Source organism: Bacillus sp. FSL K6-1000 (assembly GCF_038630785.1).
Classification (GTDB): domain Bacteria; phylum Bacillota; class Bacilli; order Bacillales; family Bacillaceae; genus Bacillus; species Bacillus safensis.
This window is the reverse complement of record NZ_CP152042.1, coordinates 2,835,765-2,848,742: the sequence shown is the minus strand read 5'-3', so window position 1 is coordinate 2,848,742 and position 12,978 is coordinate 2,835,765. Positions and strand designations below refer to the sequence as shown.

Annotated in this window: 12 protein-coding genes; 10 read left to right on the top strand and 2 right to left on the bottom strand. The window is 41.0% G+C overall.

The window, feature by feature from the left end:
* Positions 1–26: 26 nt before the first annotated feature.
* On the top strand, positions 27–428 hold the full coding sequence (locus MHI46_RS14905; protein WP_024423291.1) for a YugN-like family protein: 402 nt from the start codon (positions 27–29) through the stop codon (positions 426–428).
* Here the strand turns inward: MHI46_RS14905 and MHI46_RS14900 are convergent.
* On the bottom strand, positions 425–1,411 hold the full coding sequence (locus MHI46_RS14900) for a potassium channel family protein (RefSeq protein ID WP_260774678.1): 987 nt from the start codon (positions 1,409–1,411) through the stop codon (positions 425–427). The genes MHI46_RS14905 and MHI46_RS14900 overlap by 4 nt on opposite strands.
* 126 nt (positions 1,412–1,537) lie before the next feature.
* On the opposite strand from MHI46_RS14900, the gene MHI46_RS14895 reads away from it, so the two are divergent.
* The 6 genes from MHI46_RS14895 (at position 1,538) to MHI46_RS14870 (ending at position 5,694) form a co-directional block, all read left to right on the top strand.
* Positions 1,538–1,762, top strand: coding sequence for a hypothetical protein (locus tag MHI46_RS14895; protein WP_059375867.1), 225 nt, complete (start codon positions 1,538–1,540; stop codon positions 1,760–1,762).
* 81 nt (positions 1,763–1,843) lie between these two features.
* Entirely contained in the window at positions 1,844–2,518 is a 675-nt protein-coding gene (locus MHI46_RS14890; protein ID WP_024423288.1) for a zinc metallopeptidase, read from the top strand.
* 48 nt (positions 2,519–2,566) lie between these two features.
* Complete coding sequence (locus tag MHI46_RS14885; protein ID WP_024423287.1) at positions 2,567–3,859, top strand: hemolysin family protein; 1,293 nt, start codon at positions 2,567–2,569, stop codon at positions 3,857–3,859.
* A gap of 112 nt (positions 3,860–3,971) precedes the next feature.
* On the top strand, positions 3,972–4,373 hold the full coding sequence (locus MHI46_RS14880; RefSeq protein WP_058838064.1) for a secondary thiamine-phosphate synthase enzyme YjbQ: 402 nt from the start codon (positions 3,972–3,974) through the stop codon (positions 4,371–4,373).
* A gap of 16 nt (positions 4,374–4,389) precedes the next feature.
* Entirely contained in the window at positions 4,390–5,421 is a 1,032-nt protein-coding gene (locus MHI46_RS14875; protein ID WP_260774675.1) for a nitronate monooxygenase, read from the top strand.
* Between the two features lie 24 nt (positions 5,422–5,445).
* Complete coding sequence (locus MHI46_RS14870) at positions 5,446–5,694, top strand: hypothetical protein (RefSeq protein WP_058838062.1); 249 nt, start codon at positions 5,446–5,448, stop codon at positions 5,692–5,694.
* Positions 5,695–5,715: 21 nt separating this feature from the next.
* Here the strand turns inward: MHI46_RS14870 and MHI46_RS14865 are convergent, their stop codons facing one another.
* Positions 5,716–6,456, bottom strand: a complete 741-nt coding sequence (locus MHI46_RS14865) for a protein-glutamine gamma-glutamyltransferase (protein ID WP_039181052.1) — start codon at positions 6,454–6,456, stop codon at positions 5,716–5,718.
* Between the two features lie 156 nt (positions 6,457–6,612).
* Here MHI46_RS14865 and MHI46_RS14860 point away from each other — a divergent pair, with 156 nt between their 5' ends.
* The 3 genes from MHI46_RS14860 to MHI46_RS14850 all read left to right on the top strand — a co-directional run bounded on the left by MHI46_RS14860 (position 6,613) and on the right by MHI46_RS14850 (position 12,894).
* A complete protein-coding gene (locus tag MHI46_RS14860; protein WP_039181049.1) occupies positions 6,613–8,628 on the top strand; it encodes a methyl-accepting chemotaxis protein in 2,016 nt (671 codons plus the stop codon).
* Positions 8,629–8,753: 125 nt separating this feature from the next.
* Positions 8,754–10,745 (top strand): methyl-accepting chemotaxis protein, encoded by a 1,992-nt coding sequence (locus MHI46_RS14855; protein WP_039181045.1) that lies wholly within the window; start codon positions 8,754–8,756, stop codon positions 10,743–10,745.
* 172 nt (positions 10,746–10,917) lie between these two features.
* Positions 10,918–12,894 (top strand): methyl-accepting chemotaxis protein, encoded by a 1,977-nt coding sequence (locus MHI46_RS14850; RefSeq protein WP_039181043.1) that lies wholly within the window; start codon positions 10,918–10,920, stop codon positions 12,892–12,894.
* The last annotated feature ends 84 nt before the right edge of the window (positions 12,895–12,978 follow it).

Below are 12,978 nucleotides of genomic sequence, written 5' to 3'. Positions count from 1 at the left end.
ACCCTAATAAAAAAGGAGGGTTTCGTATGATTCATGTACCATCCAGACTGCCTGGTGAAAGCTTTTCACTTTACCATTTAGAAGAAACAATGAAGCCGCTCGGTTATGTCATTAATGGCAACTGGGATTATGATCACGGATATTTTGATTATAAAATTGATAACCGTGATGGCTATACCTTTCTCAGAGTTCCATTTACAGCCGAGAAAGGCCAGCTGGATCAGCCAGGGGTTGTGGTGAAAATGGGACATCCATTTCTCTTAAAGCATGTATATCAAGACAAGTTAGATGATCATGCGATGGTTGGAAATGTGGGCGCATCCTTTAACCAATTCCAAGAACCAAAAGAGAAAGATGGAGATGTATCAAAGGCTTATGCTGAGATTGGCTTTTCGCTCGTCAAGGAATTAGAAGACGCACTGCTTTAAAGGCTGATCAGTTCATCCTCTGGATGAAGCTCATAGCCAAAGGGAGGATTCATCATGGGTCCTTCTTTTTTTTGTACGCCAACGATGATCACATGATGCTCTAAAAAGTGATGGAGCGCTGTTAAGAAGGTTTCTCCAGCCAATGAAGCTGGTACAGGTATGATCGTGACGTTTTTATGCAAGGTCATTTGTCGTTTTTTTGTTAACGCTGTAAGCTGTTCCTTTATTAGAAAATGTTCAACCATTAAATGATTGACAGCATCAGAGGTATGAATGACTTGGTTGGCACCAGCACGTTCGGCATTTTTCACGTAACGATCTGTTAAGATTTCGATTAAACAATATAGCGAAGAGTTTAAGCCTTTTGCAGCAAGTAAGGTTAAGACACTCTGCATATCGGCTGTCACTTCATTTTCATGCTGATCTGCGGTAATCATCAGTGCATCTGCACCGGTAATATTGGCTTTCCGGAGTGTGCCGTCTTCGGTCCCATGTCCTTTAATAAAATGAACATTTTCCAAAAGAGGCCCCTCTTTCAAGGAGTCATCAATCAGCACAATCGGCATGGCTGGATCAATCGTTTGAAACGACTGAAGCAGTTTGTTCGTCTTCTCATTCCAGCCGACGATAATCAGGTGTCCTTCCCCCTTAAAGGCTACCTTGCCCTCAACATAATGGTGCTGCTTGCTGAACACAGCGGCGGCAAGTGTGGCGAAATAAGCGGTGACAAAGCTGGCTCCGATAAAAATGAGTGCCATACCCGCCACCTGCCCTGGCATGGTTTGCGGCACAAAATCACCGTAGCCAACCGTAGAGACTGTAATGAGCGCCCACCAGATCCCATCAAAGATCGTATGATACTGCTTCGGTTCTAGTAAAACGATTAATTGTCCAAAAAAAAGAAGCAAGAAACAAATGATAATAGCAATTCGAAGATAAAGCGGCCACCTTAGCCAAGCGATAAAGATACGGTTTGATTTCATCGGACTCTTCCTTTCAGGAGAATGCTAATGTCAGTATGCCCGATTGAGGAAAGATTTTTTCATCTTCGTCATGTATTGAAATAGAACCCATATCTTAAAATAAGGGAGAAGAAGGAGGGAATTCGAATGTCGTTCGTTCAAAAGACCGTACTTCTTTTTATTGGTGTGCACTTTTTATCATCAGCTGTCATCTTACTCGTGTTTGATTTAAATGCTGTGAATCATTTTATGAGTGATTTTTCATGGCTGCACTTTTTTCAAGACCTTTATGGTACAGTGACCTTTTATACAGCTTGCTTAGGTGTGTTCTTCTTTTTCATTGGTGCGGTCATTCCCCTGAAAAAGACCTAGTGCTTTTTGCTGTACATGGTACATAAAAGTCATTAAAATTGTAAATAAATATATAAAATAAAAAGGAAGCTGATGAGCATGCTGTTTTTTTATTTTTTAACATTTGCCGCATTGGGATTATCATTTTGGGCACAATTTAAAGTGAAGAATAATTTTGAAAAGTATTCAAAGGTGGAAGCATCCAGCATGAAAACAGGTGCTGAAACCGCTCGATATATTTTAGATCGCAACGGGTTATACGATGTGCCCGTTGAACCGGTAAGAGGAACTTTGACTGATCATTACGACCCGACGCAGCGTGTGGTTCGTTTATCTGAACCTGTGTACTACGGCCACTCCATTTCGGCCATTTCAGTCGCATCACACGAGGTTGGACATGCCTTGCAGCATCAGGAATCCTATGGTGCGCTTGTTTTGAGACATAAGATCTTTCCTGTCGTGAACTTTGCATCTGGTGTTGCTCCGCTTCTTTTCCTTGGTGGAATTTTGCTCAGCAGCCTTAACTTAATCGGGCTTGGGATCATTTTGTTCTCAGCAGCTGTATTCTTTCAGCTTGTGACATTGCCTGTCGAGTTTAATGCAAGTTCTCGTGCAAAGGATATCATTGTTTCAGAAGGAATCATTAGAAGCAGTGAAGAAAGAGGTGTGAACAAGGTGTTAAATGCTGCAGCTCTTACGTATGTAGCAGCAGCCCTTGTCTCCCTGTTTGAATTGCTCCGTTTTGTAATGATCTTCCTAAATGGCCGTAATGATTAATTGATGCCAGAGGAGGTGAGCCCTTACCAGTGTTAGGTAAGGGTTTTTTTGTACATTTTAAACGTATTTTTAGTCATATTACTCATTGCTGCGACAGCATTTTTTGTTGTCACTGAATTTGCGATTGTGAAAATTAGAGGCTCTAAAATTAACCAGCTGATTGAAAGCGGTGATAAAAGGGCCATCCATGTTCAAAAGCTGATATCAAATCTGGACGAATATTTGTCCGCCTGCCAACTTGGAATTACCATCACAGCTTTAGGCTTAGGGTGGCTGGGTGAGCCGACGGTGGAGCATTTTCTGCATCCGCTTTTTGAAAAAATCGGGCTTCATTCCGCATTAACTGACATCCTTTCGTTTATCATCGCATTTGTGATCATTACGTTTTTACATGTTGTTGTTGGAGAACTCGCGCCTAAAACAATTGCCATTCAAAAGGCAGAGGCCGTCAGCCTTGTGACAGCAAAACCACTCATCTTTTTCTATAAAGTCATGTACCCGTTTATTAAAGCATTAAATGGGGCTGCACGAAGCATCGTGAAATTATTTGGTTATCATTCTGTCAAAGAACATGAAGTGGCGATCAGTGAGGAAGAATTGCGACTCATTTTATCTGAAAGCTATGAGAAGGGTGAGATTAACCAATCTGAGTACAAATATGTGAATAAAATCTTTGAATTTGATAACCGAGTGGCGAGAGAGATCATGATCCCGCGTACAGAAATTTCAGCTATAGAGATTGAACAGACCTTAGAAGATGTGACTCATTATATGCTGAACGAAAGGTACACACGCTACCCTGTTATTAAAGAGGACAAAGATCATGTGATTGGAGTTATCAATAGCAAAGATGTATTTAAAGCGAGCTTCCTAAATCAAGATGTATCTATTGAAGACTTAATGCGTCCGGTGATCCGAGTCATTGAAAGCACCCCTGTTCAAGAATTGCTCATTTTGATGCAAAAGGAACGAATCCATATGTCAGTGCTCGTAGACGAATACGGAGGTACAGCGGGACTTGTCACAGTGGAGGACATATTAGAGGAAATTGTCGGAGAGATTCGAGATGAATATGATCAGGATGAAACACCTCACATCGTGAAAAAAGGTGATTTCCATTATGTGATGGATGGGAAAGCGTTAATTGACGAAGTAAATGATTTATTGGATTTAGCCATTGAGAATGATGATGTTGATACAATTGCAGGCTGGATGATGACGCATAAATTTGATTTTGACATTGGAGATACGATTGAAGCAGAAGGCTGTGAATTTACGATCATTGATGCTGAAGACCACCATATTCGAACCATTGAAGTCAAAAAGGTTCATTTTTCTTAAAAACCTCGTACTGCTTGACGAGGTTTTTTTGCTTGGTAAACTTTAGGTAAGAAGATTTGTTTCACATAAAAAGGGTATGAATTTATAGAAACGTCAAAAAGGGGCAGCTCATATGAAAAAAATCAATGTACAAACAGACAGACGCGATGGCATGATCGACGTCACACACGAGGTTCTCCAATATGTCAGGGAAACAGGCATACAAAACGGAACTGTCATCGTCTATTGTCCACATACGACAGCAGGGATTACCATTAATGAAAATGCGGATCCAGATGTGAAACGGGATATGCTTCGCCGGCTTGATGAAGTCTTCCCGTGGGAACATCCAAAGGACCGCCATATGGAAGGGAATACGGCAGCGCATATGAAAGCGAGTTATATGGGGGCGTCTCAGCATGTTCTCATTCATGATGGAGATCTTGTACTTGGCACGTGGCAGGGAATCTATTTCTGTGAGTTTGACGGGCCGAGACATCGTCATTTTTATGTACAAGTGTCGTCAAACGAGTAAGAGATGGGGGAAGTAAATGGGGGATATCAAAAAGTTACTGCAGATTAAACATGGAATCATCCAAGCGCCAATGGCAGGAGGAGCTGTGACACCGCAGCTGGCAGCCGCTGTTTCGGAATACGGAGGGCTTGGAAGCCTGGCAAGTGGATATGTGCAGCCTGACCATTTAAGACAGCAGATTAGAGAAGTCAAACAACTGACATCCCGTCTGTTTCAGGTCAATGTGTTTGTACCAGAGCCAATTCCAGAAGTGAAAAAAGAGGATGTGGCATTTTGGGAAAAGAGACTGCCTGCACGCCCGTCAGCAGATAGGATGCCAAACGAAGAAGAATTGTGGGATGATTTTGAACAAAAAATCAACATTCTTCTGGAAGAAGACGTTCCGATTGTTTCCTTTACATTCGCCTGTCCAAAAGAACAAACGATTCACCGCTTAAAACAAAAGGGAACCTTTTTAATCGGAACGGCCACAACAAAAGAGGAAGCACTTCTTTTAGAGGAAAAAGGAATGGATGCCATTGTTCTGCAAGGAAGTGAAGCAGGGGGGCATCGCGGCACATTTTTACGTGCAAAAGGAGACGCACTGATGGGACTGATCAGTTTGATCTCTGATGTCAAACCGCTCTGTCGCGTGCCATTGATTGCCGCCGGAGGCATCACGGACCGAGCAGGTGTGAAAGCAGTGCTGGCGCTTGGAGCAGATGCGGTTCAAATCGGCACAAGGTTTTTAGCCAGCCAGGAAAGTGCTGCGGCAGAGGTATACAAGAAGGCCATTTTACAGGCAGAAGGCAGTGAAACAAGGGTGACAAGGCTTTTTTCTGGGAAAAGAGCGAGAGGTATTGTGAATCAGTGGATGGAGGATGAAAGCCTGCATGAAGATAGGGTTCTTCCTTATCCAGTTCAGCATGTATGGACAACACCGATGCGAAAAGCAGCCGCTGCCGGCGGTAAACCTGAACAAATGGCTCTGTGGGCAGGACAGGGCGTTGGACGTATTCACTCGATTTTAACCGTTGAAGACATCATGCACGAACTGACGAAGAGATAAAATCATGACGGGTGGTGTGACAGGATGGACATCTTAAAACATTCCTACCGAAAAAAAGGTCAGATTGAATTTTGGTTTGATGATTTTCCTCATTCTCCTGCCGTCCTTACGCCCATTCGTCATTACTATTTTGTTCGATATGTGAAGTGGAGCAGGCACGATCCACCGGTCACAAGAAAAGATTTAGAAGAAATGGAGATCCTTGCGAACACGATGCTTGGCACACTCCAAAATTATCGTAAACGCAAGGCATACAAAAGCCCCTTGTCATAACCAATAGACAAGAGGCTTTTTTTAGCTGCCAAACATTTGCCTGAGATAAATCACATCCATCCGGGTAGTCTGCGGTAATAAATAAGCGGATTGAACTGCACCTGGCCGTCTTCTCTTATTCAGTTTGTCGATAATTTCTGCCGCTGTTAAAATTCCAAGCCCATGACCGTAATATTGATCTTCTCCTAAGTAAATCACATTTTCCCCGCGCCACTGCGACTGCTGATAGCTAAACTCTGGATTTTCGAAATATAAACAATCTCCATAGATAAAATCATTTCCGCGCTCTGTATAAATTGACAAAGTATCATAGTGCCAGTCATACAGTGTTAAACTGCGAAGTCTTCGGTTAAACTTCTCCTCGCCTACTGTTTGCAAGACCCCCATATAAAACACAATGACAATCGCCGTTGCACACTCAAATGCATATTTTGAACCATTTTCAAAAATGTCTTTAATGCCTCTAGATGGCTCCACTTGATAGCGCAGCTCTAGTGCTCCTGCTTCCGATACACGCCAAAACGCATCATTTGCACGCGATCTTTGAAAGATGGCAAATGAGGCACCGCTTTTATTCAAATCTCTTGCAGCATTCATAATGTTCGATCTTAAAGTGACCTCAAATAACAAATCAGATGCTTGCCTATAGCGGAACGTACCATTCGAGGCCTGTAACTGCATCAAAATGATCCGCTTTTGTCCTTCTAGCTGAAACGATGCCAGCTGCTCATTAGTCACTGGCTGTCCTGAAAGGATAATCATATGAAAAGCGCCCCCTTTAGTATTAGCGTATGCAGGGTGCTTGGGCAAGGAATCAATTTGTGAAAATAAACAAAAAGTCATCCTTTTTATTTGAAAAACATGAAAATAATATCAAGCCGTCCGATATATAAAATAACGTTTAAAAGGAGGAAAAACATGAAAAGTGTCATAAAATGGTTGAAAAAACCATCGATTTCTAAAAGATTGATTATTTCATTCACACTTGTTCTCGTCTTGCCCATTATTACACTCAGTACGATTTCATATCAGATTGCCAAAGAAGAACTAGATCATGAAATCATGTACGGAGCAAATGCAAGAGTCAATGAACTGAATGACATGATCGAGCAAAAGCTTTCGAATAAGGAAAAAGCGGTGAAACTCTTTGCTGAAACATCTACTGCTGCAGACTTTAAAAAGAAAAACCAGGACGAACTGTATGAGCATTTTGAGATATACAGCAAAATCAATGAAGATGATGTAGTAGGTTTTTATGCAGCAAGTAAAAATCGTGATTTCATTCAGTTTCCTAAAGTAGACATACCAAAAGGCTATGATCCAACAACACGTGATTGGTATCAACTAGCGATGCAGGATGAAAAAGGTGAGCCTGTTGTCTCCAATCCATACATTTCTGCCACAACAAACGGAAAGGGCTCTTCCAAAACAAACGGCATGGTTGTCACGATTGCTCAGCGACTGAAGGATGGGTCGGGAGTCATCGGAATCGATATTGATGTGCAAGACATTGTAAATAAAATAAAAGATATTAAAATTGGACGAGAAGGATATCCAATTATTGCAAATAAAAACAAACAAATTGTAGCCCATCCAGAAGAAAAATCAGGATCTAAGGTCACAGAAAATATTTCATCTATCCTTTACAGCGGCAAAGAAGGAACATCAACTTATGAGAATAAAGGAGAACAAAAACGCCTCGTTTTTGTAACAAATGATTTAACAGGTTGGAAAATTGCTGGAACGATGTTTGTCTCAGAAACAGAAGAAGCAGCACAGCCAGTTTGGAATTCTGCCATTATTCTTTTAATTTCTTCATTTATCCTTGGTGGTGTCGCTATCTTCTTCATCGTTCGCTCGATCACAATTGGACTGAGAAGGCTTGTTGATTTCTCAGAAAAAGTGAGTGAAGGGGATTTAACAGAAACCCTCGAAACGAAATCGAAGGATGAAATAGGAGATCTCACAAGAAGTTTCAGCAAGATGAGTGAATCTCTTCGTGACGTCATTCGTGCTGTACAGCAATCTGTCGACAATGTGGCTTCGGCTTCAGAGGAGCTGACGGCAAGTGCCAGTCAAACGAGTCAAGCAACAGAGCATATCACGATGTCGATTGAACAATTTTCAAATGGAAATGAAGCACAAAACGAGAAAGTAGAATCTAGTACGAATCAGCTTGTGGCAATGAACGAAGGATTACAAGATATGTCACAAACCTCATCTGAAGTAGCTGCTGTCTCACTTCAATCAACAGAGGCGGCTGGTCAAGGCGGGCGAATTGTTGAAAGCACAGCGAGCCAAATGAAACATATTGATACATCCGTACAAGAAGCAGAACAGGTCATGAAAGAATTAGAATACAAGTCTAAAGATATTACGAGTATTTTAAATGTCATTAACGGCATTGCGGATCAAACAAACTTACTTGCGCTTAATGCAGCAATCGAAGCAGCAAGAGCAGGTGAATCAGGACGCGGCTTCTCCGTCGTTGCCGAAGAAGTGCGAAAACTAGCTGTCCAATCCGCAGATTCAGCGAAAGAAATTGAGAAGCTTATCCAAGAAATTGTGTTAGAAATTGCTAAATCTCAAGATATGTTCAAAGCAGTCAATCGAGAAGTAAACGCAGGGCTCGGTATGACAGAAGAAGCTAAAGAAAGCTTCCAGCACATTTATGAGGCGGCAGAAGGAATGTCGAAAAAACTGTCACAATTAAACGATACAGCCATTGACCTATCGAGCGGTTCAAAGCTTGTTTCACAAGCGATGCAGGAGATGCGCCAAGTCTCAAGAGAAAGCGCAGCAAACATTCAGGACATTGCGGCTTCAGCAGAAGAGCAGCTAGCATCTATGGAAGAAATCACGTCTTCTTCTGTAACACTTGCCAACATGGCAGAGGAGCTAAAAGAGCTCACAAGTCAATTTAAAATTAATTAAATAATGATGAAAAAATATCCAGAATTGTCTGGGTATTTTTTTTATTTTTAAACGTCATTTCCAGTCTCTAAAAATACACCTTTCATCCGATATTAACTTTAGAGAAGTAAAGGGGGAAAGTTAAAATGGGAAAAATGATCCAATGGTTCAAAAAACCATCCATTTCAAAAAAATTAATCATTGCCTTCTTGGTAGTTCTTATCCTGCCAACCGTGGCACTGACAATTAGTGCGTTTTTTACATCAAAGACAGAGCTAGACAAACAGATTATGGGCAGTGCGATGAGTCAGGTCAATGCATTTGATACCTTAATCAATGAGAATATTGGAAACAAATCAGATGCTGTGACACTGTTCTCAGATTCACTCAAAGCGTCTAATCTTCAAGAAAAAAATAGAAATGCAACCATTAAAGAATTACAGCAATTTGGAAAAATTAATGAAAAAGATGTTTCTGCGATCTATGCAGGCTCTGAAAAGGGATTGTTTATGCAATACCCAGTCCAAAAGATGCCGGATGGCTACGATCCAAGAGAACGTCCTTGGTATCAAGAGGCATTGAAAGCAGAAAACGGCAAACAAGTCATCACAAAACCATATGTAGCAGCATCCACAGGCAAAATGGTGATCACAATTGCCCAAAAAACGAAAGATGGTTCAGGTGTCATTGGTCTTGATATGGAAATTGACAGCCTGCTCCAAAAACTAAAAGAAATCAAAATTGGGCAAAAAGGCTATGCTTTCATGATGGAGAAAGATCAAACGGTTTTAGCAGATCCAACCCAAAAGTCAGGAAGTCAGGTCAATGAAAATCTGGCCAGTATTATTTATAAAAACAAAGAAGGAAGCGGCAGCTATACCCTCAAAGGAACAGATAAAAAGGTTGCATATGTCACCAATGAATTAACCGGCTGGAAAATTGGTGGAACGATGCTCGTATCTGAAGTAGAAGAAGCGGCAAAGCCCGTTTTCAATACTGCCATTATCGTATTCAGTGTCACACTCATTGTAGCAGGAACCCTTATTTTCTTTATCGTCCGCTCTATTTCAAAAAGATTATCCAATCTTGCCCGTTTCTCGAAAAAAGTCAGCGATGGTGATTTGCGCGATAAGCTTCAGATCCAGTCAGATGACGAAATTGGACAAGTTGGGAAAGGCTTTAATACGATGATTGATTCATTGAGATCCCTCATTGGAGCCGTTCAAACTTCAGTCGAAAATGTCGCATCTTCATCAGAAGAACTGACTGCCAGTGCAGGACAGACAAGTAAAGCAACTGAGCATATTACACTAGCCATTGAACAATTCTCCAGCGGAAATGAAAGCCAAAATGATAAAGTCGAATTGAGCTCAGTCGAGTTAGAGGAAATGAACCGTGGTCTTCAAAATATGAATGAATCGGCTGAGTCTATTACGGCTTCATCGATCAAATCAACAGATATCGCAGGAGAAGGCGGACAGCTTGTTGAAAAAACGGCTTCTCAAATGAATGTCATTGATCAGTCCGTGAAAAAAGCAGAGAACGTCATCAGGGCGCTTGAAAATAAATCTAAAAACATTACCCAAATTCTCGGTGTCATCAATGGAATTGCCGATCAAACGAATTTACTTGCACTAAATGCAGCAATTGAGGCAGCAAGAGCTGGTGAATCTGGCAGAGGATTCTCCGTTGTAGCAGAAGAAGTAAGAAAACTTGCGGTTCAATCTGCTAACTCGGCAAAAGAAATTGAGAATTTGATCAATGAAATCGTGCAAGACATCGACGTATCCCAGGAAGTATTCACTGCGGTGAATCGAGAAGTTCAATCAGGCCTAAGCTTCACTGAACAAACGAAAGTAAGCTTCCACAATATTTTCGACATGACAAAAGAAATTTCTAACCAGCTTCAAACAATGAATCAAACCGTTGTCCAGCTTTCAAAAGGCTCTGCACATGTGTCAGAGGCTGTTCGTGAGATCGCAGACGTATCACGTGAAAGCTCAGCAAATATTCAAGACATTGCTGCTTCAGCAGAAGAACAACTGGCATCAATGGAAGAAATCAGCTCATCCTCTGCCACACTCTCTTCGATGGCAGAAGAATTACGCGATTTAATTAGCAAGTTTAAAGTTGAATAGACATGAAGAAAAGAGCCTCCAACTAGAGGCTCTTTTTATTTATTGAATAAAAAGAAATAGGTAATTGTACTTATTTTTTGGTTTTTTTGAACATTATTCCTTGAAAAATAATTCATATTACCTAAGAATAGAAGAGAAAGACCACAAATCATAAATCAAAAGGAGTAGAGTTATGAAAAAAATCAACTTTTTTAAGCACTTTACGATGTCGAAGAAATTAATTACTGCATTTTTAGCGATTCTCCTAGTGCCAATTCTCGTATTGGCCGCATTTTCTTATGAAGTGGCATCAAAGTCTCTCAATGATGAGATTATGTCTAGCGCTGCAAATGGTGTTCAACAATTAAATGAACTCATTAATAAAGATATACAGCCTAAAATTGACATTGTTTCATACTTATCCAAATCGGTCAAAAAGAGTGAATTGGCTGCTAAAAACAAAGATTTACTCAAAGTGAAATTAGAGCAATTATCGGAAACAGATGACGATGTAGTAGAAGTATTTGTTGCAGATCAAAATGGTAAACTAACTGAATATTCCGAGATACACAAAGATAATGCAAAGAGCGCAAAAAATGAACCATGGTTTCAGCAATCGATGGGAGATAAGAAACTCATTATTTCAGATCCTTTTACAAGTAAGTCATCTGATGACCTGCTCATCACAATATCAGAACAATTAGCAGATGGATCTGGTGTGATCGGGGTAAATGTACGATTAAATACGGTTATAAAAGATACAAACAGCATCAAAATTGGCCAAGAAGGCTATGCGTTTATCGCCACCTCAGATCAGCGTTATGTTGCCCATAAAACCGATAAGGCTGGGACAAAGCTGACTGGTGACTTTATCTCGAAATTGTATGATAAAAAACAAGGCAGCTTTGAATATGAATACAATGGCCAGCCGAAGCAAATGTTTTTTGACACAAATGAAGCAACAGGCTGGAAGCTTGCTGGAACGATGTATGTGAATGAAGTAAAAAAAGCCGCTCAGCCAGTGCTCGACTTAACAATGATCATCCTTGCGGCTGCGATTGTCATTGGCGGAATCGCGGTTTATTTTATTATTAAATCGATTCGAAAGCCACTGATAGAGCTCTCTGAATCGGCTGAGAAAATCAGTCAAGGTGATTTGACCCAGCATATTGAAGTTCGTACGCACGATGAAATAGGTAAACTTGCGCAAAGCTTTAACGACATGTCAGCAAAGCTGAAACAAGTCATTCAAGCTGTTCAAAATTCGATTGAAAATGTGGCTGCTTCGTCTGAAGAATTAACGGCAAGTGCAGGACAGACAGCTCAAGCGACCGAGCATATCACATCCTCTATTGAACAGTTCTCAAACAGCACTGAACATCAAAATGATATGATCGAAAAAAGCTCAGTTCAGTTAAACGAAATGGATCGCAGCCTATCGCATATGGTCGACACGACCTCTCATATGATGGAATCGTCGATCGAATCGAGCAAAACCGCTCAGGCTGGAGGAGAACTCGTTCAAAAAACAGCAGGTCAAATGCAAACCATTGAGCAGGCAGTAAAAGAAGCAGAGCTTGTCATTGCAGGTTTAGAGCAGAAATCAAAGGATATTACAAATATTCTGGGGGTCATCAACGGTATTGCGGATCAAACGAATCTCCTTGCTTTAAATGCTGCGATCGAAGCTGCACGAGCAGGTGAAGCTGGCAGAGGCTTCTCTGTTGTCGCAGAAGAAGTCCGCAAGCTGGCAGAGCAGTCAGGAAGCTCTTCAAAAGAAATTGAAAGCCTGACGAACGAAATTGTGGAGGAAATAGAAAAATCGCAGAAAATGTTTAAACAAGTAGCAGGGGAAGTACAGTCTGGATTAAACATTACAGATGAAACAAAAGTGAGCTTTGAGAAAATCACTGATAAAACATCAGAAATGACAGAACAAATGAAACAAATGAACGGATCAGCCAAAGAGTTATCACATGGCTCAAATGATATTTCTCATGCGGTGAATCAAATCAAAGAGCTCTCAAGAGAAAGCTCAGCAGGCTTCCAAGATATCGCAGCTTCAGCAGAAGAGCAGCTTGCATCTATGGAAGAGATCAGTTCTTCCTCTGCCACTTTATCTCAGATGGCAGAAGAACTAAGAGAGCTCATTAAACAATTTAAAATGTAAGAGAGTAGCGAAACACCTGACGCCAAAACGTCAGGTGTTTTTCCATTCAATGCATATAAATTGGGTAATTTGGACTTATTTAGA